Annotated in this window: 24 protein-coding genes; 18 read left to right on the forward strand and 6 right to left on the reverse strand. The window is 69.6% G+C overall.

The window, feature by feature from the left end; genetic code table 11:
• Positions 1-20: 20 nt before the first annotated feature.
• The 9 genes from OG947_RS04880 (at position 21) to OG947_RS04920 (ending at position 11,496) form a co-directional block, all read left to right on the forward strand.
• Positions 21-1,391 (forward strand): sugar transferase, encoded by a 1,371-nt coding sequence (locus OG947_RS04880; RefSeq protein ID WP_081821047.1) that lies wholly within the window; start codon positions 21-23, stop codon positions 1,389-1,391.
• A 19-nt stretch (positions 1,392-1,410) separates the two neighbouring features.
• A complete protein-coding gene (locus tag OG947_RS04885) occupies positions 1,411-2,784 on the forward strand; it encodes an O-antigen ligase family protein (RefSeq protein ID WP_222650130.1) in 1,374 nt (457 codons plus the stop codon).
• Positions 2,694-3,746, forward strand: a complete 1,053-nt coding sequence (locus OG947_RS04890) for a glycosyltransferase family 4 protein (protein ID WP_056447022.1) — start codon at positions 2,694-2,696, stop codon at positions 3,744-3,746. The genes OG947_RS04885 and OG947_RS04890 overlap by 91 nt, the downstream gene beginning before the upstream one ends.
• A complete protein-coding gene (locus OG947_RS04895; protein WP_328813240.1) occupies positions 3,746-5,281 on the forward strand; it encodes a flippase in 1,536 nt (511 codons plus the stop codon). Before OG947_RS04890 ends, OG947_RS04895 begins: the two co-directional genes overlap by 1 nt.
• Positions 5,278-6,363 carry a glycosyltransferase family 4 protein gene (locus OG947_RS04900; RefSeq protein WP_328813241.1) on the forward strand — a complete coding sequence of 362 codons (1,086 nt, stop codon included), beginning with the start codon at positions 5,278-5,280 and terminating at the stop codon, positions 6,361-6,363. The genes OG947_RS04895 and OG947_RS04900 overlap by 4 nt, the downstream gene beginning before the upstream one ends.
• A gap of 211 nt (positions 6,364-6,574) precedes the next feature.
• The gene (locus tag OG947_RS04905) at positions 6,575-7,906 is read left to right on the forward strand and encodes a hypothetical protein (RefSeq protein ID WP_197027710.1); all 1,332 of its coding nucleotides are present in this window, start codon (positions 6,575-6,577) and stop codon (positions 7,904-7,906) included.
• Entirely contained in the window at positions 7,893-9,005 is a 1,113-nt protein-coding gene (locus OG947_RS04910; protein WP_027504128.1) for a glycosyltransferase, read from the forward strand. The genes OG947_RS04905 and OG947_RS04910 overlap by 14 nt, the downstream gene beginning before the upstream one ends.
• A complete protein-coding gene (locus OG947_RS04915; RefSeq protein WP_328813242.1) occupies positions 8,992-10,284 on the forward strand; it encodes a hypothetical protein in 1,293 nt (430 codons plus the stop codon). Before OG947_RS04910 ends, OG947_RS04915 begins: the two co-directional genes overlap by 14 nt.
• 6 nt (positions 10,285-10,290) lie before the next feature.
• Positions 10,291-11,496: a lipase family protein gene (locus OG947_RS04920; RefSeq protein ID WP_328813243.1), complete on the forward strand. Its 1,206-nt coding sequence runs from the start codon at positions 10,291-10,293 to the stop codon at positions 11,494-11,496.
• Position 11,497: 1 nt separating this feature from the next.
• On the opposite strand, the gene zwf is transcribed toward OG947_RS04920, so the two are convergent.
• Positions 11,498-12,955, reverse strand: coding sequence for a glucose-6-phosphate dehydrogenase (gene zwf, locus OG947_RS04925; protein ID WP_056447015.1), 1,458 nt, complete (start codon positions 12,953-12,955; stop codon positions 11,498-11,500).
• A gap of 124 nt (positions 12,956-13,079) precedes the next feature.
• Here zwf and OG947_RS04930 point away from each other — a divergent pair, with 124 nt between their 5' ends.
• From OG947_RS04930 to OG947_RS04940, 3 genes are all read left to right on the forward strand, one after another.
• Entirely contained in the window at positions 13,080-14,330 is a 1,251-nt protein-coding gene (locus tag OG947_RS04930) for a L,D-transpeptidase (protein ID WP_328813244.1), read from the forward strand.
• A gap of 134 nt (positions 14,331-14,464) precedes the next feature.
• Complete coding sequence (locus OG947_RS04935) at positions 14,465-16,849, forward strand: ATP-binding protein (RefSeq protein ID WP_328813245.1); 2,385 nt, start codon at positions 14,465-14,467, stop codon at positions 16,847-16,849.
• A 27-nt stretch (positions 16,850-16,876) separates the two neighbouring features.
• Complete coding sequence (locus tag OG947_RS04940) at positions 16,877-17,410, forward strand: J-domain-containing protein (RefSeq protein ID WP_328813246.1); 534 nt, start codon at positions 16,877-16,879, stop codon at positions 17,408-17,410.
• Here OG947_RS04940 and OG947_RS04945 read toward each other — a convergent pair.
• From OG947_RS04945 to mrf, 5 genes are read right to left on the reverse strand one after another with little or no spacing between them, the layout of a single operon-like run.
• On the reverse strand, positions 17,325-18,500 hold the full coding sequence (locus tag OG947_RS04945) for a cation:proton antiporter (RefSeq protein ID WP_027504134.1): 1,176 nt from the start codon (positions 18,498-18,500) through the stop codon (positions 17,325-17,327). The genes OG947_RS04940 and OG947_RS04945 overlap by 86 nt on opposite strands.
• 3 nt (positions 18,501-18,503) lie before the next feature.
• Positions 18,504-18,983 (reverse strand): cation:proton antiporter regulatory subunit, encoded by a 480-nt coding sequence (locus OG947_RS04950; protein ID WP_027504135.1) that lies wholly within the window; start codon positions 18,981-18,983, stop codon positions 18,504-18,506.
• A 17-nt stretch (positions 18,984-19,000) separates the two neighbouring features.
• Complete coding sequence (gene rpmF, locus OG947_RS04955; RefSeq protein ID WP_056447007.1) at positions 19,001-19,177, reverse strand: 50S ribosomal protein L32; 177 nt, start codon at positions 19,175-19,177, stop codon at positions 19,001-19,003.
• A 3-nt stretch (positions 19,178-19,180) separates the two neighbouring features.
• Positions 19,181-19,438, reverse strand: a complete 258-nt coding sequence (locus OG947_RS04960) for a type B 50S ribosomal protein L31 (RefSeq protein WP_027504137.1) — start codon at positions 19,436-19,438, stop codon at positions 19,181-19,183.
• Complete coding sequence (gene mrf / locus OG947_RS04965) at positions 19,435-20,733, reverse strand: ribosome hibernation factor-recruiting GTPase MRF (protein ID WP_328813973.1); 1,299 nt, start codon at positions 20,731-20,733, stop codon at positions 19,435-19,437. The genes OG947_RS04960 and mrf overlap by 4 nt, the downstream gene beginning before the upstream one ends.
• Before the next feature lie 148 nt (positions 20,734-20,881).
• On the opposite strand from mrf, the gene rpmB reads away from it, so the two are divergent.
• From rpmB to OG947_RS04995, 6 genes are read left to right on the forward strand one after another with little or no spacing between them, the layout of a single operon-like run.
• Positions 20,882-21,118 carry a 50S ribosomal protein L28 gene (gene rpmB / locus OG947_RS04970; RefSeq protein ID WP_027504139.1) on the forward strand — a complete coding sequence of 79 codons (237 nt, stop codon included), beginning with the start codon at positions 20,882-20,884 and terminating at the stop codon, positions 21,116-21,118.
• Position 21,119: 1 nt separating this feature from the next.
• The gene (gene rpmG / locus OG947_RS04975; protein ID WP_027504140.1) at positions 21,120-21,290 is read left to right on the forward strand and encodes a 50S ribosomal protein L33; all 171 of its coding nucleotides are present in this window, start codon (positions 21,120-21,122) and stop codon (positions 21,288-21,290) included.
• Entirely contained in the window at positions 21,290-21,595 is a 306-nt protein-coding gene (gene rpsN / locus OG947_RS04980; protein ID WP_027504141.1) for a 30S ribosomal protein S14, read from the forward strand. The genes rpmG and rpsN overlap by 1 nt, the downstream gene beginning before the upstream one ends.
• A gap of 12 nt (positions 21,596-21,607) precedes the next feature.
• Entirely contained in the window at positions 21,608-21,862 is a 255-nt protein-coding gene (gene rpsR / locus OG947_RS04985) for a 30S ribosomal protein S18 (RefSeq protein ID WP_027504142.1), read from the forward strand.
• 31 nt (positions 21,863-21,893) lie between these two features.
• Positions 21,894-22,820: an AEC family transporter gene (locus OG947_RS04990; RefSeq protein WP_328813247.1), complete on the forward strand. Its 927-nt coding sequence runs from the start codon at positions 21,894-21,896 to the stop codon at positions 22,818-22,820.
• Between the two features lie 53 nt (positions 22,821-22,873).
• Entirely contained in the window at positions 22,874-23,335 is a 462-nt protein-coding gene (locus OG947_RS04995) for a hypothetical protein (protein ID WP_027504144.1), read from the forward strand.
• Positions 23,336-23,337 lie beyond the last annotated feature (2 nt).

A 23,337-nucleotide genomic window follows, 5' to 3' on the forward strand; every position in this document is an offset into this window, starting at 1 on the left:
GCGTCGATCCCGCACACACGATGGTCACCATCGCGGCAGACGCGACGGCAGCGATCGTGGCTGTTGCCGTGGCGAGGTTCTGGCCGGGAACGGGCGGCATCGACTACGGCTGGGTGCCGTGGTTGTTCGTGCCGCTGGTTCTGCTCATCCTGGCGTCCCGCTCGCTCTACCGACGCGGACTCCGCCGGAACTTCCTCGACGAGATCGGTCCCGTCGAGACGTCCGTCGCGCTCGCCACTCTGCTGGTGCTGACGATCTTGCTGGTCATCGGCACGGAGTACCGGCCCGGCCTCTTCATGGTCCGGGTGTGGATCGCCGCGGCGATCCTGGTGGCGGTGGCGCGATTCCTGCGCACCGCGATCCAGCGGTACCTGCGGGTGAACCACAAGTCGGCGGCTCCGACGCTCATCATCGGCGGCGGTCCGATCGCCCACCAGCTGGCGTCGCGCATGCACCAGTTCCCCGAGTACGGCCTCGACCCCGTGGGCGTGCTCGACAAGGCACCCGCGGTCGATCCGCAGCCCGACACTCCCGAGGCACTGACCGTCCCCTACATGGGCACACCGTCGCAGCTCGCGCAGGCCATCGAGCAGACCGGCGCCGAGGAGCTCGTCATCGGGTTCTCGGACGTTCCGACCGAGAGTCTGGTCAAGGCCATCCGCACCGCCCACTCGAACGGCATGCGAGTGTGGTTGGTACCGCGCTTGTTCGACACCGTCGGCGTGCGGACCCGCGTCGAGCATCTCGGCGGGTTGCCCCTGATGGTGCTGCCGCACACCGACCCCAAGGGCTGGCAGTTCGTCGTCAAGGGCGTCATGGACCGCACCCTGGCCGGACTCGGCGTGCTGGTCCTGTCTCCCGTCTTCCTGGTGCTCGCGCTGCTGGTCAAGACGAGCTCCCCCGGACCCATCTTCTTCTCCCAGGAGCGCATCGGCCGTGACGGAAAACCGTTCGGCTGCCTGAAGTTCCGGTCCATGCGTCCGCCGCGTGCCTCGGACGCCGAGTTCACTCGCGTCGAGGGCGCCGCTCCGGGCGGCGTCGAGGGCGTGGATCGCCGGACCCGTATCGGCAAGATCATGCGCCAGACGTCGCTGGACGAGCTGCCCCAGCTCCTCAACGTCGTTCGCGGCGACATGAGCCTCGTGGGTCCCCGACCGGAGCGCCCCGCGTACGTGGATCTGTTCGAGATGCAGATCCGCCGCTACGGTGAGCGCCACCGGGTGAAGGCCGGTGTCACCGGGTGGGCGCAGGTGCACGGACTGCGCGGACAGACGTCCATCGCCGACCGCGCCGAGTGGGACAACTACTACATCGAGAACTGGTCGCTGTCCCTCGACATCAAGATCCTGTTCCTCACCATCGCCGCGGTCCTGAAGAAGGCGGAAGACTGACCGTGTCGGCGGTCCCGTCATGCTGATCGTCCTCGAGGGTCTCGCCGCGGTCGTCGTGCTGGTCGTCGCGTTCCTGGTGGCACGCGCGGTCTTTCACCGACCGCAGCTCGGGGTGCTGCTGCTGGCCGCGTTCGTCCCGCTGAACGGTCTCCTCGCCATCCTTCCGCTGCCCGGCTTCGTCGCCGGCTGGAAGGAGGGCCTGGTGATCTTCACGCTCGGCAGCGCCTGGATCCGGCGCAGTCGAGCGCTGGGCCCGCGTCGTCCGACGCTGCTGATGCCCTGGTGGCCGGCCGCAGCCCTGTTCGTGGTGTTCGGGACCGCGTCGGCACTGCTGTCGTTCGGGGTCATCGGTTTCGTCGGCATCAAGGTGACGTTCTTCTACCTGCTGCTGGTGGCGATCCTGTGGCTCGCGCCGTTCGACGCCCGCGACCGGGACCACCTCGTCAGCATCCTCATGGGCATGGGCGCGTTCACGTCTCTGGTCGGCATCGCCCAGTTGCTCGCGGGGCCGGCGGCGCTCGTGGCGATCGGGTACGAGTACGGCACCCAGGTCCGGACGTCGGGCGGGCTGCTCCGCACGTTCAGCACGTTCAACCTGCCCTTCCCGTTCGGGCTCTACGTGATGCTGTCGCTGCTCGTCGGCGGAGCCGTGGCGCTCGCGAACCCCATGCGCCGGCGCAACCTTCTGTTCCTGTGCGCGAGCCCGTTCATGGTGGTCGCCATGTCGAGTGCCATCGTGCGAGCGGCGCTGCTCGGACTTGCAGTCGGGCTGATCTACATGACCATCATCCGGTTCCGCGCACTCGGCGGTCTGCTCGTGATCATGGCGGCGCTCGTCGGCGCGATCCTGCCGTTCGTCCCCAAGATCACGTCGGTCTTCTTCTCGTCGAGCAGCCTGAACGAACGTGGCGGTCGATGGAACGAGGTCATCGAGAAGGTGCGCACCCACTGGCTCGGCGAGGGGCTCGGGTCGAGTGGTGCGGCAGCGGACCGGATCTCGTCGGCGCAGGGTGAGAACATCACCGGGTCGCTCGGGCTGTCCACCAACTACCAGCCCGACAACTACTACGTGAAGACGGCTCTCGAACTCGGCCCGATCGGACTGTGGGCCGTCCTCGCGCTCCTGGTGACCGCCCTGATCTGGTGCACGCGACTCTCCCGCACCCTCCCCGGTCAGGACGGCGCGCTGACACTCGGTGTCGGCGCCTCCATCGTCGCGGCGATGTTCGCGTCGCTGGTGGCCACCTATTTCGAGATCTTCCCTATCGACGTCTATTTCTGGCTCTTGTTAGGAGTTGTGGGATGCGCAGCAGCACAACACGAATCGTTTTCGGGGCCCTCGCCCTCCGTCCCGGCGGCAGCGGCGTCCAGACGTACATCCGTGAGCTCCTGAGGGAGCTGCCCGGCCGTCTCCCCGGAACGGACCTCGCCGCCGTCGTCCAGAAGGACGCGATCGGCGAGCTGCCGACGGGCGTCGACGCGCTCCCCCGGCCGGTGTCCGGCGGTGCCGTCCGCGCGGTGCTCGGTGCGCTCCCGGTCGGATCGCACGACGTGGTCCACGGGCTCGACGTCGATCTCCCCCTCGTCGGCCGGGGCGCCACCGTCGCCACGGTGCACGACATCTCGGTCATCGACATGCCGTCCGCGTCGAGTCGCTTCCGCGCCGCCGGCGAACAGCGCCTCGTGCGACGGTCGCTGCGCAAGGCCGACCTGCTCATCGCCGTCTCGCAGTTCACCGCCGACCGCATCAAGGCCGTCAGCGGCCGCGACGCCGCGGTCGTCGAACTCGCCCCGGCAGCCTGGGCCGTGCCCCCGGAGGACGGCGCGGTGGAGACGGTGCGCGCGAAGTACGGTCTACCCGAACGCTTCGTCATGCAGGTGGGCACCGTGGAGCCGCGCAAGAACGTGCAGTTGGTCGCCGACGCCGCCGAGAAGCTGGGCGTGCCCTTCTTCCTGGCGGGCGCGGGGTCCACGGGCCCGGACGCACCCCGCTACGCGAACGGGCTCGGCTACGTCGACGTGGAGGACCTGCCCGCGCTGTACGCGGCGGCGACCGTCACCGCGTACGCGTCGCGTTACGAGGGCTTCGGGCTGCCCCCGGTCGAAGCGATGGCGTGCGGCGGCGCCGTGGTCGCGAGCGCGGTGGGCGCCCTGCCCGAGGTGGTCGGCAAGGGCGCCGTGCTGCTCGACAACGAGCGGGTCGACGACTGGGCGGAGGCACTGAGCCCGTTGATGTTCGACGAGACGGCGCGCGCGGACCTGGTGACCGAGGCCCTGCACGCGATGGCCGACCTGACGTGGGCCCGGACCGCCGAGCGCACCGCGGACGCCTATCGGGACGCAGGCCTGCTCTGATGGACGACGACATCACCGTCGAGGGTGCCGTCACCCCCGAACCTGAAACCACGGCACCTGAGACCACGGCACCCGACTATCGCGCGCTCGCCGCCGATCCGAAGGCGGCGGCGCGGGCGACCGCGGCGGTGCTGATCTCCCGCGTGATCGTGGCGGGACTCGGCTGGGTGGGCAGCGTCATCGTGGCCCGCTCGCTGAGCCCCGAGGGGTGGGGTCAGTTCAGCTTCGTCTTCGCGCTGCTCGGACTCATGTCCGTCGTCACCGACCTCGGCGTCGGCCGCGTCGTCCTGGCCCGACTGATGGACGACGACGCCGAGGAGATCGGCCGCACCGCCTCGTCGTTCCTCGCACTGCGCACCGTGCTCGGACTCGTGGGGTACGTGCTCGCCGTCGGCTACGTCGTGGTGCTGCAGTACCCGGGTGAGGTCATCGCGGCGACCGCTCTGGGCGGCCTCGTCGTGGTGTTCGCGACGCCGTCCCACGCACTCTCCGTGTTGTTCCAGGCTCGCCATCGACTGTTGCTGGTCGCGGTCATCGAGAGCCTGGGCCAGGGCCTGCAGTTGGTGCTCACGATCCTCGCCGCCGTCTTCGCGCCGGTGCTGCTGATCTTCGTGCTGCCGGCCGTGCTCAACGAGGCGTTCCGCGCGGTCGGCAAGGGTCTCGCGGTGCGGCGGCGGTCGGTGGGCTTGCGCCCGTCTCGTCACATCGACGTCCACCGGTGGGGTGCCTACCTCCGCGAGGCGATTCCCCTCGCGATCGGCTTCGCGCTGACCATCGCGATGCTGAAGATCGACGTCCTGATGCTGAGCCTTCTCGACACCTTCGACGCGGTCGGTCTGTACTCCATCGGCTACAAGTTCTCCGACATGATGGACACCATCGCGCTGGCCGCCGTGGCGCCGGTGAGCACCCTCCTCGTGGCGGCCTGGCCGAGCGAGACGGCCACGTTCCGCGCCCGATCCCGTTCCGCGGGACTGTACTTCGCGACCTTCGGCGCCGTCGCCGTCGCCGGCTTCTGGCCCTCTGCCGAGCCGCTCATCCGCCTGCTCTACGGCGAGCGCTTCGCTCCCGGTTCCGACGCGGCACGGCTCCTCGTCCTCGGTGCCGCGATCATGTCGCTCATCCTGCTCGGCATCTTCCTGCTCGCCTCCGCGGGCATGCAGCGGCACTACCCGCTCGTCGCGCTGTTCGGCCTCGCTCTCAACATCGGCCTCAACGTCGCGCTCATCCCGAGGTTGTCCTACAACGGATCCGCCATCGCCACCGTCGTCACGTTCGGTGTCACGGTGATCATGCTGTGGGTCGTGATCGAGCGCAGCATGCCCATGTCGGGGCTGCTCGCCGTGTCGCCGATCCTCGTGCTCGCCGCCGTCACGGCCGCGGTGACGGTCGGGGCGACACTGCTCGTCGACGCGGCACCGTCCCTGTGGTTCCTGATCTCGGTCGTCGCGGCGCTCCTGGTCGCCGCGTGCGGGTTCCTCCTGACCAAGCGTGACTCGCGCAGCAACTCTCCTGCCCCGGAGGTCGCCTCGTGACTCCGGACCGCACCACCGTGTTCGTCGCGCACACCGCGAACATCTCGGGTGCCGAGAAGATGCTGCTGTCGCTGGTGTCCGAGGCACTGCGGGGGCCGGGCGGCGTCACCGTCGTCTGTCCCGTCGGGGCACTGTCCGAGGCGCTGCCCGACGCCGCGGTGCACGTCGCGATCCCCGAGCTGGGCCTGGGCGGAGAGCAGGGAGTCGCCCGCATCGGCGCCGCGGCGAGGATGGCGGCGCGGTGGGTGTCGGCGGCACGGACGCTGCGTGCGGTGACGCGACGGCCGGCGACCCACACCGTCGTCAACTCGCTGTTCGCCCTGCCCGCAGCGCGACTCGCCCGGCCACCGCACGGTGTTGCCTGGCTGGTGCACGATGCGATCGCGGCGGGACGCCAGCGCGCCGTGGCGTCGGCGAGTCGAGGCGCCGTCCGCCGCGCGGTCGCGTGCACGTCCGCCGCGGCGGCACCGGTACGCGACCTCGGCATCGAGGTGGAGATCGTGCCCTACGGCGTGCCGTGGCCCGTGGAGGACTTCGCCGCCCCCACGCACTCGCCGCCCGTCGTGGGCATGCTCGCGCTCCTCACTCCGTGGAAGGGGCACCTCGTCCTGCTCGACGCGGTCGCGACGCTCGACGACGTGGTGGTCGAACTGGCGGGCGGCAGCTTCTCCGGCGATCAGGCGTACGTCGACGAACTGCACACGCGGGCAGCACGTCCCGATCTCGCGGGACGTGTCCGCTTCCTCGGGCACGTCGATCCCGACAGCGCGCTGCGCCGGTGGGACGTCGTGGTGTCGGCCAGCGTTCTCCCCGAGGCGGGGCCCCTGTCCGTCCTCGAGGCCATGTCCCACGGGGTGCCGGTGGTGGCCACCGATCACGGCGGTCCCACCGAGTTCCTCGCTCGCGGGGAGGGCGTGCTGGTCCCGCCGGGTGACGCGGCGGCACTGGCCGACGCTCTGCGAAGGGTGCTCGGCGACGACGCGGCGCGCGCGGACATGGGAGCACGCGCGCGGGACACCGTCGCGACGCGTCACGACATCTCGGTCACCCTCCCCCGATTGTTGACGGAATTGACCGCATGAATGCCACGACAGAAAGAGCCATCATCCATTCCTCACGCGCCCAGAATGGGTACCGCGTCGGTTTCACGACGGCCCGCGAACCGATCTCCCGAACGGTGACACACGGCAATTCACCTACGCAGGAATGGTCTCCGTCCCTGCGTAGTATCGAATGGGACATGCCGTCGACCGGGCATGACCGCACGCGCACCAGCAACTCGAGGAGATTCGGTTGGCGCCCGTAGACGACCCCGTGCACCGCGGAGACGTACCTCCGCCGATAGATCTCGCCGGGCACATGCGGGAACTGGGACGCGCGTTCCTTCCCGCTCTGATCATCGCGCTGATCGTCGGCGCCGGCGTCTTCGCCCTCCGCGAGTACGGCACCGAGAAGCAGTACGCGGCATCCGTCGTGACGGAGATCCGGGCGACCGGCGAGGTGATCCCCGGCGACGCGTTCATCGAGCAGCTGCGCGCCCCGTTCATCGGGCTGGCCGCGGACAACGACGTGCTCGATCAGGTGCTGTCGCAGGTCGACACAGGCTGGGACGCCGGTGAGCTCGCCTCCCACCTCGAGCTCGCCCCGGGAACGTCGCCGGCGCTGCTCACCTTCACCGTCACCGCGGACTCCCCCGAGCTCGCCCTCGAGGTCGCCCGCACCACGGTGACCACGGTGTCGCAGGCGTCGTCGGCCAACGCCGCCCGCAACGCACAGGGGCAGCTCGAGCAGGTTCAAGCCTCGATCGCGGCCGAGGAAGCCCGCAACTCCCAGCTCATCCCGGGCGACCCCGCCCGCTCCGCATCGGACCAGTCGCTCGCCGACCTCCGCGACCAGCTGACACAGCTCCAGAGCACGGGCGGCGGGAACCAGCTGGTGGTGCTCGCCGTGCCCGAGCAGAGCACCGCCCCCGTCTCACCGATGCCGGCCTCGGAGGCCTCCGTCGCGGGCCTGGTGGCGTTCATCGTCGCCGCCGAGCTGATCGTGTTGCTGCGCAGTCGACTCGGGCGTCGTCCGCGGCCCGCGTGGGCCCGCCGCGTCGCTCGCAAGTACCAGGCCGACTTCGATCCGAAGGTGACCACGGGCCTGCCGCCCATCGTCGCCGCGACGGTGGCCGCGTCGGACCGGGGCGCGTCGTCGTCCAACGGGAACGGCAGCAACGGCAACGGCACCCGGTCGGCCGGCGCTCGCCACGCCGCTCACGGTCGCATCGAGCAGAACGTGCTGGTACTCGTCGGTGACGACGCCGTGTATCCGGCTCCCACCTCCCTCTCCACGGGCGGGCAGCCCCGCCACCCGGACGCACTCGTCGGGGCCGACCTCACGAGCGAGTGGTGGACCTTCGTCGACGTGCACGACGTCGAGACCGCGGTGGTACTACTGTCGTCCGGTGGACGCGACCGCCGAGCTGCCGAGGGAGTGCTGAAGCAGCTGCGGACGTTCGGCATCCACACTCACCTCGTCGTGCAACCGTCCGGCCGCAAGCGCCGGTCCGATCCCGCCCCGGGTGGACGCACGGCCTCCCAGCGCCCCGAGGAACAGGTCGGACACAATGCCAGACACTGACAAGATCGCGATCGTCCACGAGCGCTTCACCGAGATCGCCGGATCCGAGCACGTCGTCGAACAGCTCGCTCTGCAGTGGCCGGGCGCGCGCGTGTACGCACCCATCGCCCGTCCCGAGGGAACTCCCGCCGGGCTGACCACTCCGCCGAACACCACGTGGCTCAACTCGATCTACAACGGCATCGGTCAGCGGTCCTACGCCCCGGTCCTGCCGCTGATGCCGACGGCGTTCCGTCGTCTGCCGTTGCGCGACGCCGAGGCCGTCGTCGTGAGCCACCACGCCTTCGCGACGCAGGCCGTGCACGCGACCGACGCTCCCGTCATCGCCTACGTGCACAGCCCGGCGCGTTGGGCGTGGGATCCGGAACTGCGGGCGGGTGAGGGCGGCGGCCGCGCAGGTGCCGCGATCCTCACGGCACTGTCGGCCGTCGCACGGCGCTGCGAGACAGGAGCCGCGCCGCGTCTGACCACCGTCGTCGCCAACTCGACCGCCGTCGCGGACCGCATCTCGCGCTGGTGGGGACGAGACGACGCCGTGGTGGTGCACCCACCCGTCGACACCGAGGGCTTCACTCCCGATCCGACGGTGGAGCGTGAGGACTTCTTCCTGCTCGCCGGTCGCCTGGTGCCGTACAAGCGTCCCGACATCGCGATCCGTGCGGCAGCCCTGGCGGACGTACCGCTCATCGTCGCCGGCGACGGCCGCGCGATGGAGCAGTGCCGCGCCCTCGCCGGACCGAAGACGGTGTTCCTCGGCCGCGTCTCGCACGAGAAGCTGCTCGAGCTCCACCGCTCCACGCGTGCACTGCTGATGCCCGGCATCGAGGACTTCGGCATCGTTCCCGTCGAGTCGATGGCCACCGGTACCCCGGTCATCGCGCTCGGTGAGGGTGGTGCCGTCGACTCGGTCATCCACGGCACCACCGGATTGCACGTGCAGCCCGGTACCGACGACGAGATCGTCACCGGTTTCGCCGACGCCATGACGTCGTTCGACCCGGCCCAGTTCGATCGAGCGCAGATCCGCGTCTGGGCGGAAGGCTTCTCGCGAGCCAACTTCCGCTCACGGATGCAGGAGGTGATCGATGCCGCAGTCTGAGTACCCGTCGACCGAACTCGACCGCACCTTCGCGTCCGCGCAGACCCTCGCCGTCGTCGGGCCGACGGCGGGTCTCGACGTCGACGCTGCGCGGGCGATGCTCGCCGCGGCGGAGAACGCGTCTCCCACCTCCCGCATCCGGCTCGATCCCCGCTCGGACAGTCGGAACTGGGCGTACCGCACCGACATCGGCGCCGGCACTGCCGTCACCAGCAGGCCGGATCTGGCCACCGACGACCTCGGTGAGCTGATGGACCGGGTGCGCACCCGCGACGGTGTACGCGCCCCCGTGGAGATCGTGCTGTGCGGTGACTACGCCGTGGTCCACTACTCCCACGGCGTGGGCGACGGTCAGCTCGGTGTACTGCTGGTCGGCGCCGCCGCGAGCGACCCCGGCTTCGCGATCGCACGCAGCATGGCGCCGTCGCTGCCGAGAAACGCCACGTGGAGTGCTCTGCGGCGGCACTACAGATCCAACCCTCGTGCCCTGCAGGACTTCCGGCGCCTGCGCGCCGTCCACAAGCGGCGTGACGCGACGGCCGACGGGGCGCCGACGCGCCGTATCGAGCACTGGGAATCGTCGAAGACCACGCGCGCGGCCTACATGCGTCCCGAGCAGGTGGCGGAACTGCGATCGTGGTCGAAGGCGAACGCGCCGGGCGCCACCGGCGCGTCGGTGTCGGTGGCTCTGCTCGTCGCCGCTCTGCGCTCCGAGGGTGTCCCCCTCGACGAGCACGTCATGATCCTCTTCAACTGCCGCCGGTACCTCGACGAGGAGCACCGCGCGGAACACGGCAACTTCGCGATCGGTATCCCGGTCCGCCTGCCCGTGCTGCCGACGCCGGGTGACGTCGCCGGTGTCATGAAGCAGGTCATCGACTCCGGCTGGCCCATCGCCGTGCTCGGAATGGCCGATGCCCGAGCAACTCTCAAGGGTCACCGGACAGCCCCGGCGCCGGCGCCGAGCGAGGACGTCGTCACGGTGCCCGACCGACCGCGACTCGCGGTGAGCGACCTGGGCACCCTCTCGATCTACGACCATCTTCCCTGGCTCGACGACGGTCGGCCCCGTCAGATGACGGCTTCTCTCGAACCCGACGGCCCGGACGGCATCTCGATCCTCGTCTCGCAGGTCCAGGGCGGACGTTCGTACTCGGCGTCGTTCTGCAGCGGCATGATCGAGACCGAGACGGTCGACCGTGCCCTCGCCCGCGCGTGTGCCGATCCCGTCGGCCTGCTGAGCCGGAACACGGCCGACCTGCGCTCCGACGGGGAGTGACGTGCGGTGGCCGCGATCGAGACGACGACCGCGCGCCGCCACGTCGCGCTGACCTGGCTGTCGGTGTTGGCCGTCCTCTGCGCGAGTTGCGCTGGGCTGCCCGGAGAGTCGGACCCGGAGACGGCCGTCGACTCTCTCGCCGACGTCGCCGCCGGCTCACTGCTGGGCACCCCCCGTGACTTCGCGGGCTATCCCGCGCTCGCCACCCTGACAGCGGTGTCGAAGACGGTGCTCTACCGTTCGACCTCCGGCATCGACGGCTCCGCCACCGAGGTGAGCGGGCTGGTCCTCGTTCCTCGCGGCGACCCACCGGCGGGTGGGTGGCCGGTCGTCTCCGTCGGCCACGCGACCACCGGTACCGACAGTCGGTGCGCGCCGTCCACCCACATCGGGCTGCTGGGGGCGCTCACCACCGTGATCCCCTTCCTCGCCAACGGTTACGTGGTCGCCATGACCGACTACGAGGGCCTGGGCACCCCGGGTCCGCACCCGTACCTCGATGCCGCCACGGCCGGCAACAACGTGATCGACGCGGTGCGCGCAGCGCGCGAGGTGGAACCGACGGCGTCCGACTCCTGGATCGGCTACGGCGTCTCCCAGGGCGGGCAGGCGGTGTGGGCCGCCAACGAACGGGCCGCCGACTACGGCGACGGACTCCGCCTCGTCGGCACCATCAGCATGTCCCCCGCGACCGACCTGAGCCCGCTCGTCGACGCGATGGTGGCCGGAACACTCACCGCCGAACAGGTCGCGCTGGTGCCGTCGGTCCTGACAGGGCTGTCCGTCGCGCACCCCGACCTCCAGGTGACCGACTACCTCCGCGGTGTGCTGTACGAACGTCGGGACGTCTTCGCCGCCTGCGAGGGCGAGAACGACGGGCTCGAGAGCGCGATCGCCGAGTCCGTCACACCGGCGGACTACGCACCGGTGGACGAGGCCGCCGCAGATCGTCTGCGCGCGTGGCTCACCGAGGCCGGAGTGCCGGGCGCCGCGGCGACCGCGCCCATGTTCGTCGGCTACGGCGAACTGGATCGACTCGCACTCCCGGAGTGGACAGTGGCCGCGGTGCAGCGAGCGTGCGCACTCGGCGACACCATCGAGCTCCGCGAGGCACCGGGGCAGGGCCACGGCATCCTGAACCTCGGAAGTGCGCCGGCGGAATGGCTGGACGGCCGGTTCGCCGGGACACCGGCGCCGAGTACCTGCAACTAGGTCACTCCCCGCGCCACTCGCGCTCGAACGGCAGCCGCCACGCATCGGGCGCGACCAGACTGTGGATCGCGTTGGGACCCCACGATCCCGGCGCGTAGGACCGGACGGGCGGCGGGTCCTCGAGCAGCGGTGCCGAGACCTCCCACAGCCGCTCGATGCCCTCGGACGTGGTGAACAGCGTGTGATCCCCGTGCATCGCATCGAGGATCAGCCGCTCGTACGCCTCCAGAACGTCTGCGGCACTCTCCGTCTCGTGCAGCGCGAACTGCATGCTGAGCTTGTCCAGGCGCATGCCCGGGCCCGGCCGCTTACCGTAGAAGGAGAGCGACACCTTCGACGAGTCGGTGAGGTCGAAGGTCAGGTGGTCCGGCCCCTGGGCGCCGACGCCGGAGCCCGCCGGGAACATCGACTTGGGCGGCTCCCGGAACGCGATCGAGATGATGCGCTGCCCCTCGGCCAGCTTCTTGCCGGTCCGGAGATAGAACGGCACACCCGCCCACCGCCAGTTGTCGATGTGGCACTTCAGGGCGACGAAGGTGTCGGTGTCCGAGTCGGGGGCGATGTCCTTCTCGCTGCGGTAGCCGGAGTACTGGCCGCGCACGACGTTCCGCGGATCGAGGGGAAGCATGGAGCGGAAGACCTTGTTCTTCTCCTCCTTGATCGCCTCGGGTTCCAGCGCGGTGGGCGGTTCCATGGCCGTGAAGGCCAGTACCTGGAACAGGTGGGTCACCACCATGTCCTTGAAGGCACCCGTCGACTCGTAGAAGCCGGCGCGGCCGTCCAGTCCGAGAGTCTCGGGCACGTCGATCTGCACGTGTTGGATGAACGTGCGGTTCCAGATCGGCTCGAATAGACCGTTGGCGAAGCGGAACGCGAGGATGTTCTGCGCCGGCTCCTTGCCGAGGAAGTGGTCGATGCGGAAGATCTGCTCCTCGGCGAAGGTCTCGTGCACAGCCGCGTTGAGCGCGACGGCGCTGGCGAGATCGGTGCCGAACGGCTTCTCCATGATGATGCGGGCCCGCTCGACGAGCGTCGCCTCGGAGAGCATGTCGATGACGGCGAGCGCCGCGGACGGCGGTACCGACAGATAGTGCAGCCGCTGCACGCCGTCCCCGAGTTCCTTCTCCGCCGCTGCCACCGCGTCCGACAACGCCTGCGGGCCGGCGGTCTGGGGCACGTAGGTCAGGCGAGTCGCGAAGCGGTCCCACTCGTCCTCCGTCGGTGTGCGCGTGGAGAACTGCTCGATCGCCTCCTTCGCCATCGCTCGGAACTCGTCCGACGTCATCTCCTGCAACGACGTACCGACGACGCGCATCCGCGGCGCCAGTTCGGACAGGACGAGGTGCATCATCCCCGAGAGCAGCTTGCGTTTGGCCAGGTCTCCGGTGGCACCGAAGAGGACGACCACCTGGGGCGGCAACGCGTCCGGGACGGAGGATCGGCGGCGAGTCGTGGTCATGCCCGCGATGCTTCCATCGAACCCGCACTCCCGCTCGGCGGGGGTGAGCGCCGCGCACGCGCTACCGTGGTGGTCAGCGCCGTGTCGTCGCGCTGCCCGATTCCGCACCTTACGGAGCACCCGCATGTCGTCCCGTCCTGCCCTTCTCCGCACCGTTCTCCTGGCGTGCCTCGCGTTCGTGATGCTGCTGGCCTCGGCCTGCACCATCGGATCGAGTGACGGCGGCTCGGGAGGTGATTCCGGCGGCGCGCCGGAGACGACGCAGGCCGCACCCGCGCCGACCCTCACCCTCGACCCGCCGGACGGCGCGGCCGACGTCAACCCGCTCGCGCCGGTGAGCGTGACGGCGTCGAACGGCACCATCACCGCGGTGCGGATGACGAACGCGGACGGTGTCGTCGTCGACGGGGTCGTGACACCCGACGGATCCACCTGGAAGCCGGCCTCCACGCTCGGCTACGGGAAGCAGTACTCACTGGAGATCGACACCGAGGCGACCGACGGCGCCGCGCACGAGCAGACGAGCACGTTCACGACCGTGGAGCCGGACAACTACACGCTGCCGTCCTTCGTGACGTCGGGCGGCAACCTGCTCACGGACGGGGGCACCTTCGGCGTCGGCATCGTCGCGGTGGTGCACTTCGACGAGCCCATCGGTGACCGCGCCGCCGCCGAGCGCACGCTGTCCGTCCAGACCACGCCCGCCGTGACCGGATCCTGGTACTGGGCCGACGACCAGAACGTCCACTGGCGGCCGGAGAACTACTACACGCCCGGAACCGTGGTGACCATCTCCGCGAAGGTGTACGGCGTCGAGGTCGGTGAGGGCCTCTTCGGACAGGAGGACGTCACCACGTCGTTCACCATCGGCGACTCGCACGTCTCCGTCGCCGACGACGACACCAAGCAGGTAGAGGTGTACGAGAACGGCACGCTCGTGCGCACCATGCCCACGTCGATGGGCATGGGCGGCAGCGAGACCGTCGGTGGCCAGACGTTGACGTTCTGGACTCAGCCCGGCGTCTACACCGTGCTGGACAAGGCGAACCCGGTGATCATGGACTCCTCGACGTACGGGCTGCCGGTGAACTCGCGCCTCGGGTACAAGGAGTCGATCAACTACGCGACGCGCATCAGCAACGACGGCATCTACCTGCACGAACTCGAGGACACCGTGTGGGCGCAGGGCAACACCAACGTCTCGCACGGCTGCCTCAACCTGAGCCGGGCCAACGCGTCCTGGTTCTACGACTTCTCGGTGCCCGGCGACGTCGTCGAGGTGCGCGACACCGGCGGTGCACCGCTGCAGCAGTGGCAGAACGGTGACTGGAGCGTCCCGTGGTCCGAGTGGCTCGCCGGGAGTGCGCTGGCCTGATCCGCTCGAAGTCGTCACCACCCCGCGCGCACCTTTACACTGTACGGAGACGCGAGGAAGGTTCATCAGGAATGCCGGGGACGACGACAGCACACAGCGCATGACGGGTGTGCTCGCATGATGCACGTGGTCGCGTGACGACCCGCGACGAGCTGTTCCCCGGCACGGACGCCACCTCGACCGCCCATCGCGAGTTCGACTGGTCGACGACGTCACTCGGACCGGTCGAGAACTGGCCGGACGCACTGGTGACCGCCATCCGCACGCTGTTCCCGTCCGAGGTGGGACAGCTCGTGTGGTGGGGCGAGGATCTGGTCCAGCTCTTCAACCACGCCTACACCCCGATGGCAGGCGACCTGTTTCCCGAGGCCGTGGGCCAGCGCGCCGCGGACTGCTGGCGCGTCGGCTGGGAGCAGCTCGGCCCGTTGGCGCACGACGCCCTGCGCGGCACCGCCGTCCATCGCACCCGTCAGCGCGTCCTGCTGGACCGTTTCGGCTACCTCGAGGAGACGTTCTTCACGTTCTCCTACAGCCCGATCCTCGGTTCCGGCGACACGGTGAACGGGGTCTTCGTCGCCACCACCGACGTGACCCAGCAGGTGCTGGCGGAGCGCCGCATGTCGGTGCTGCACGAGCTGGGCTCGATCTCCGTGGCCTCCCGCGACATCGACGACGTCTGCCGGGCGTCACTGGACCTGCTCGCCGGCAACGAGGCCGACGTGCCGTTCGCGTCCATCCACCTCCGCACCACCCACGACGCGGAACTCGGCGAGATCCGTCCCGTCGCCTCGACGTCCGCGACGCTCCCCGGTCGGCCGCACACCGCCACGACCGTCGATCGCGGCGTGATCGATCGCGTCAGCACGAGCGGTGTCGGCGAGATCGTGGGCACGACCGCCGTCGTGCTCCCCCTGCACGCGTCGTCGGGCCGACCCGTCGGCGTTCTCGTGGCCGGCATCAGCGCGTTGCGGCGCTTCGACGAGCCGTACCGCGTGTTCCTCGATCTGGTGGCCGGACGCATCTCGACGGCGCTGACGGATGCGTACTCGTATGCGGCAGAACGCCGCCGGGCTCGCGACCTGGAAGAGCTGGATGCTGCCAAGACCCGGTTCTTCGAGAACGTCAGCCACGAGTTCCGCACCCCGCTGACACTGCTCCTGGGTCCGTTGGGCGACGTGGTGGACGACCAGGAGAACCCACTGCCGCCGCACCGGGTGCGATCGCTGCAGACCGCGCGGCGCGCGGCACTGCGACTGCAGCGACTGGTGGACACCCTGCTCGACGTCGCCCGCGGCGATGCCGACGGATTCGTCGTGTCTCTCGAACCGACCGACATCGTCTCGCTCACCACGGACTGCGCCTCGATGTTCCGCGACGCGACGGCGCGGGCCGGCGTGGAACTGCACCTCGCACTCGACGGCGTCACCCACCGCTTCGCCGAGATGGACCGCACGATGTGGACTCACGTGGTGATGAACCTGGTGTCCAACGCGGTCAAGTTCACGACGGCGGGATCGGTGACCGTGAGCCTGCGAGACGACGCGGACACGGTGACGTTGACGGTCACGGACACGGGACCGGGTGTCCCCGAGGCCCACCGAGCGAAGATCTTCGATCGGTTCTATCAGGTCGCGGCCGCCGCCGGTCGCAGCCGCGAGGGGTCCGGCGTCGGACTCTCCCTGGTGCGCGACCTCGTGGCCGCCCTGCACGGCACCATCGACGTGAGCGACGGCCCGGACGGCACGGGATCCACGTTCACCGTGACGCTTCCCCGCACGGTGGCGTCCGCGCCGCCCGCCTCCGACGCCACCACACAGGAGGTCGCGGAAGCGTTGGGCGCCGGGTACATCGGTGAAGCCGACACCTGGCGACCGCTGGACGGCGTCCGGACCGATCCGACACCCGATCAGCGCCAGGTGGTGCTCGTCGAGGACAACGCCGACATGCGCGACTACCTCGTCGGACTGCTCCGCGAACAGAACTGGCACGTGACCATGTTCGCCGATGTCGACTCCGCGATGGCGCACGCCCGCGCCCACCCGCCGGACGTCATCCTCAGCGACATCATGCTGCCGGGACGCTCCGGTCTCTCGCTCGTCGACGAGGCGAGGTCCGACGGCCGGCTGGTGCGCGTCCCGATCGTGTTGCTCAGTGCACGTGCGGGATCCGAGTCGGTCGTCGAAGGCCTCCGCCTCGGTGCGGACGACTACGTGACCAAGCCGTTCCAGCCGGCGGAGCTCGTCGCACGTGTCCGGGTGCACCTCGAGCTCGCCCGGTTGCGGGAGCAGCTGCTCGGCAGCGCGCAACGCGAGGTGTCCTCGCTGCGCACGGCGCTCGACAGCCGCAGTGTCCTGAGTCAGGCAGTGGGCCTGCTGATGGTCACGCAGCGGATGTCGCCGGAGGCGGCCTTCGACCACATCGCGACGATGAGTCAGGCCGCCAACGTCAAGGCTCGGGTGATCGCGGAGCAACTGGTCCGCGACTTCGTGGAGGAGCTCGGGTCCGACCCCGTCGGATAGGCACAGCAGCGCAGGAGGTCTCGTCGCATGACGGAACGCAAGCCGTCGGACATCAGTGTCCAGACGTGGGTGGACCGGCAGATCGCGTCCGCTCAGGAGAACGGCGCCTTCGACAACCTGCCGGGCCTCGGCAAGCCGATCCCGCCGTCGAGCACCGACGAGTTGTCCTGGGTGCGGGGGTATCTGAAGCGCGAGAACCTCTCGGGCGATGCTCTTCTGCCGACGCCGCTCCGCCTGCGCAAGGAGGTCGAGCGTCTCCCGGAGGCGCTGCGGGACGTACGGTCCGAGGACGCGGTCCGTGCGATCGTCAAGGATCTGAACGCGCGCATCATGGACTGGCTGCGGGCGCCCGTGGGACCTCAGGTACCCATCGGCCGCGTCGACGCCGACGAGGTGGTCGCGCAGTGGACCCGGGACCGGTCAGCGGCTCGGGCAGCGCTCGCGGCGAAGAAGGCATCGCTGCAACAGGCCGGTCTCATGACGTCGGACCCCGCGCCGCCAGCACGCGCAGCGTCACGGGCTCGACGACCCTGGCTGCGATGGGTCCGGCGACGGCCATGATCAGCACGTAGGCCGTGGCGAGTGCGGCCAGCTCGCTCTCCACGGCGCCGGCCGCGACGGCCAGACCCGCGATGACGATGGAGAACTCGCCGCGCGCGATCAGTGCTGCCCCGGCACGCATCCGGCCCAGCTGTCCCACGCCGATCTGCTTCGCGGCCCACGCGCCGGTGGCCACCTTGGTCACCGCGGTGATGACCGCGAGCAGCACCGCGTACCCGAGGACGGGCGGGATCGAGCGCGGGTCGGTGTTGAACCCGAACACGACGAAGAAGATGGCCGCGAACAGGTCACGCAAGGGCTCGAGCACCCGGGTGGCGGCCTGGGCGGTGGATCCCGAGATGGCGATCCCGAGCAGGAACGCCCCCACGGCCGCGGACACCTGCATCGCCGACGCGATTCCGGCCACCAGGAGGGCGAGCCCGAAGACTTTCAGCAGCACCACCTCTCGGTCCCGGCTGGCGACCACCTTCGACACCACCCACCCGTACCGCAGTGCGACGACCAGCACGACGGCGACGACCAACAGGGAGATCCCCACGGCCTCGGCGCCGCCGAGAATGCTGACGCCGCCGAGCACCGCGGTGAGGATCGGCAGATAGAGCGCCATCATGAGGTCCTCGAACACCAGGATGGACAGCACGACGGGCGTCTCGCGGTTGCCCAGTCGGCCCAGGTCACCGAGCACCTTGGCGACGATGCCGGACGACGAGATGTAGGTGACACCGCCGAGCACCAGGGCGCCGATCGGTCCCCAGCCGAGAATCAGCGCTGTCACCGCACCGGGCACGAAGTTCAGCACCAGGTCGACCAGGCCCGCGGTCCACGACCGTTGCAGCCCGGTGACCAGTTCGTTCGCGGTGTACTCGAGTCCGAGGAGCAGGAGCAGCAGCACCACGCCGATCTCGCTCGCGAGATGGGTGAAGTCGTCGATGCCGTCGAGCTCGACGATGCCGCCGTTGCCGAAGAACAACCCGGCGAGCAGATAGAACGGGATGGGGGACATGCCGATCCGCGACGCGAGCCTGGCGAGCAACCCCAGCGCGAAGAAGACAGCGCCCAGCTCGGTCAGTCCGAGCGCAGTCTCTCCCACCCGTCAGCTACCGAGGATCTTCGCTGCGTGATCGAGACCGTCGCTCGTTCCGACGACGACGAGCAGGTCGCCCGAGACGAGGGTGAAGTTCGGCGGCGGCGACGGCTGGACCTGCCCCGCCCGCATGACCGCCACGATGGACACCCCGGTCTTGGTCCGCATGGCGGTGTCGCCGAGAAGTCGGCCGTCGAAGCGGGATCCCTCGTGGATCGGCAACTGCCGGGTCCGGATACCGGGGAGGTCGCGGTGCTCCTCCCCCAGCTGCGCGACGAGTTGCGGCGTGCCCAGCAGGTTGCCGAGCGCCGCCGCCTCCTCGTTCGTCAGCGTGATCGACGCCTGCGTCGAGTCCGGGTCCTCCTTCTTCGACACGATCAGCTCGTTCGTGCCGTCCTTGCGCGTGATGACCCCGATGCGTCGCCCCGTGGACAACGCGAAATCCTTGCGTACCCCGATGCCGGGAAGCAGGGTGACGTCGACGTTCATGCGGCGATGCTAGCCCCTCAGGTCAGTCGTGACGGGTCCAACAGTCCCGTCTGCACCGCCTTCACCAGCCGACGCGGCACCCGGTGCGTCACGCCGCCGACGGTGACGGACACCAGATCCGGCGGCGTCGCCTTCCACTGCGAGCGTCGACTGCGCGTGTTCGAGCGGGACATCTTCCTCTTGGGAACAGCCACGGGTCAGGCCTTTCTCGTGCGGGTGCCGTAGCGACGCTCGAACTTCTCGACGCGTCCCTGCGTGTCCATCACCCGCGCCGCGCCGGTCCAGAACGGGTGCGACTCGTTGGTGACGTCGACGACCACCAGCGGATATGTGCGACCGTCCGAGTACTCGACGGTGCGATCGCTGGTGACGGTCGACCTCGTCAGGAACATCGATCCCGTCCCGGAGTCCTGGAACACGACCGGATGGTAGTCCGGATGTACGTTCTTCTTCACTGTGCAGCCCTTCTGTCGTCGTCCGCCCCGACGGCGGAACCTTCTGTCTCGCAGGGATCTTCGTGGTACTGCCCGAAAGGGTCGGCCCACTCGGCCCAGAGCTCGGGAGTCTCGAGCTCGTCCGGCGTGAGCAGCGCGTCGGACAGCGCCGCGTACACGTGCTCGGGATCTGCCTCGTGCACCAGCACCACCAGCGACTGCGCGCGATCCCCGTACTCCTCGTCCCAGGCGAGTGCGGCGAGAGCGCGGCGGGCGGTGGGCGCCTCCTCGTAGTCGTCCGGTGCCATGGCCGCGAGCCACGAGCCCGCGGAGGCCACCCGGAGCCCACCGCCGGCGGACTCGAGCCACAGCACGGCGTCGGGTTGCGTGGCCACCCACAGCCGACCGCGGGTGGCGACGACACCGTCGAGGAGAACGTCGATCGCGTCGTGCAGCCGGCCCGGGTGGAACGGCCGTCGGTCCGTGAACTCGACCAGAGTGACGCCGCACTCCGCCGACAGCGGCGGCTGCCCGTCGAGCAGTGGCGCGTGGGCGTCGTCGATGAGTCCTCGCCGCGCCGTCGCCGGAACGAAGGCCAGCAGGTCTCGCGGACGTTCGCCCGGCAGGATCCAGACCCGCGGCGCGCGTGGTGCGAGCCGCGCCAGTACCGCGTCGAGGCGCGCGGCGTCCCACCGATCGACTCCGGTGTCCGCGACGACCAGCAGATCGGATCCTCGAACGGTGCCGACGGCGACCTGCGCGACGGTGCGGTCGTCGAGAAGATCCACGACCTGACCGCCGTCGGGCCCGGGCGGAAACGCCCGTTCGCCGACGAGCTCGTCGCCGGTGGCGTCGGACAGCCAGGTCGCGCCGTCGACGCAGCCGACGACCGCCTCGATGCGCACGTCTCGCGACGCCGTGGCGTCCACCCGACCGACCATGCCGGTGACGACGGTGTTCTCGATCGCCCAGCAGATCGCCTCGACCTCCAGCGAGGGATCGACCCGGACGACGATGCGTCGCACGGACGAGTCCGCGGAGGCCGATCGCAGCAGTGGCAGCAGATCCTCGCGCAGGAGGCAGGAGACGCAGCACCCGAGACCCGCCAGGTCGACGACCCGCGTGGTCGGCGTGCCGTCGTCGTCCACCCGGACCGTCCGCCGCCGCACGACACCGACGGTGGCGTCGGAGAGATCGTGGTGCAGGACGATCGTGCCCGGCTCCTGGAACGTCGCGCTCACCGCGGCGCCGAGATCCTCCGGCCCGCACACCACGACCAGGGGCGTTCTCCTGTCGGGCGCCTCGAGGTTCTCCATCGGCACTGCACGTCCTTTCGATTCTTCGAGTTGTCGACAACGATTGTCAGTTACCGGCGTCCGAGCGTACAGTTCCGATACAGCGCTTGTCGACAACTGTTGTCGATAAAGTCACCGGTCACCAGTCGACAGAGAGGAAGGGTTCGCGATGTCCGCGCACTGCGACGTCACAGGACGGGTCCCGAGCTTCGGGAAGTCCGTCTCGCACTCCCACCACCGCACGAGTCGGAGGTGGAACCCCAACGTGCAGCACAAGACCTACTTCGTACCGAGCCTCGGCCGACGAGTGCGGCTGACGGTCTCGGCGAAGGGGATCAAGACCATCGACCGCGACGGCATCGACTCCGTCGTCACGCGGCTCGTCGCGGCCGGAAAGAAGTTCTGACATGGCGAGCAAGAGCACCGACGTCCGGCCGATCGTGAAACTGACGTCGACCGCCGGCACCGGCCACACGTACGTCACCCGGAAGAACCGGCGCAACGATCCCGACCGACTGGTCCTGCGCAAGTACGACCCCGTCGTGCGTCGACACGTCGATTTCCGGGAGGAACGCTGATGGCCAAGAAGTCGAAGATCGCCCGCAACACCCAGCGGGCCGAGATCGTCGCCCGCCACGCGGCACGTCGCCACGAGCTGAAAGAGCTGATCCGGAGGCCCTCGACGAGCGACGAGGACCGGTTCGCGGCGCAGCGGGCTCTCCAGCGTCTACCGCGCGATGCGAGTCCGGTAAGATTGCGCAATCGAGACGCTGCGGACGGTCGCCCGCGCGGGTACCTCCGGAAATTCGGACTCTCCCGCATCGGCGTTCGAGAGAGAGCACATCGCGGGGAACTTCCCGGCGTCCACAAGAGCAGTTGGTGAGATGGAGAACTCATGGCAGTGAAGAGGGGCCCGTCCAAGAAGGATCGGGTCGAGAAGGATCGCAAGCCCAAGAAGAACCCGCTCATCGCGGCGGGCATCACCGAGGTCGACTACAAGGACGTGAACCTGCTGCGTCAGTTCATCTCCGATCGCGGCAAGATCCGTAGCCGCCGTGTCACCGGGCTGACCCCCCAGCAGCAGCGTCAGGTCGCCACCGCCGTGCGCAACGCACGCGAGATGGCGCTCCTTCCGTTCACCACCCGCTGAGTGTCGACCGGTAGGGGCTGACAGGCCCCCCGTGTCAGGAGTTCTCGCCGGATTCACCGTCATCTTCGTGGTCGTCTTCATCGGCTACGTCGTCGCCCGTACGGGCGTACTCGGTGAGTCCGGCGGACTCGTTCTGGGGCGGATGGTGTTCTTCGTCGCCACTCCGGCGCTGCTGTTCGACACCCTCGCCCGCGCCGACCTGTCGGTGATCTTCTCCCCCACACTCGCCATCACGGCCGTGGGGGCTCTGCTGGTCGGAGCCCTGTATCTGGTGATCGCCCTGACGATCACGAAGCGCACGGTCCCCGAGGCCACCATCGGGGCACTCGCCGCGTCCTACGTCAACGCGGCCAACCTCGGCATCCCCATCGCCGTGTACGTCCTGGGCGACGCCTCGTTCGTCGCGCCGCTGCTGCTCTTCCAGATCATGATCTACTCGCCGCTGGCCCTGACGATCCTGGACGTCTCGACGTCGTCGCGCGGCACCTCGCTGGTCGGTGTCGTGGCAGCCCCGTTCACCAACCCGATCGTCCTCGCCGGCCTCGCCGGACTGGCGCTCGCCGTGACGGGTCTGAGCCTGCCCGACCCCGTGATGCAGCCGTTCGCACTGCTCGGCGGCGCCAGCGTTCCCGGCGCCCTTCTCGCCTTCGGCATGTCGTTGCAGGGCGTACGCGTGCTCGAGCGGGGAGCCGGACCGCGCCGCGACGTCGCGCTGGCGGCCTTTCTCAAGATGGCCGTGCTGCCCGTCCTCACCTACGTCCTGGCGCGGTGGGTGTGGCGCATCGACGGCCACGACCTCTTCGCCGTGGTGGTCATCGCAGCGCTTCCCACCGCGCAGAACGTGTTCATCTACGCCACCCGCTACGGCCGCGGAACCGTGCTGGCACGCGACACCGCGTTCGTCACGACGCTGGTGTCCGTTCCCGTCATCGCCCTCGTCGCCGCGCTGCTCGCGTGACCGTGGGAGCGAGCTCGGCCGGGCCCGCGCGCGGCCGCGCTACCGTGGAGGTCATGAGGTCGTTCGCCCTGGGGCTGCTGTTGTGTGTCGCACTCGGCGGATGCGGCTCCTCCGACCCCGGCGACGCCGGCGACCTCGAGACCGGCGCGGCGTCCCCCACCGACCTCGTGCCCGTCCCCGGCTCACCGCCGGTTCCCCACGAGGTGGCCGCGGACCAGGTGGGCACCGAGTTCACACCCGGCGCGTCGCTGGTGATGGCGCAGTCCACACCGTTCGAGGCGTGGACCGCGCTGCCGGGCAACCGGATCGCGGTGCACTTCGTCACCGGCACTCCCGAGTGCTACGGCGCCGACGCGACCGTGGAGGAGACCGAGGAGACGGTGGTGGTCACCGTCCGGACCGGCACCCTCGAATCCGCCAAGGACAAGTCCTGCATCATGATCGCCGTGTACGGGACCATGGAGCTGCAGCTCGCGGCCCCGGTGGGCACCCGCACGGTGCTCAACGGGACCTGAGC

Origin of the sequence: Rhodococcus sp. NBC_00297 (assembly GCF_036173065.1) — a bacterium.
In the GTDB taxonomy this organism is placed as follows: Bacteria; Actinomycetota; Actinomycetes; order Mycobacteriales; family Mycobacteriaceae; genus Rhodococcoides.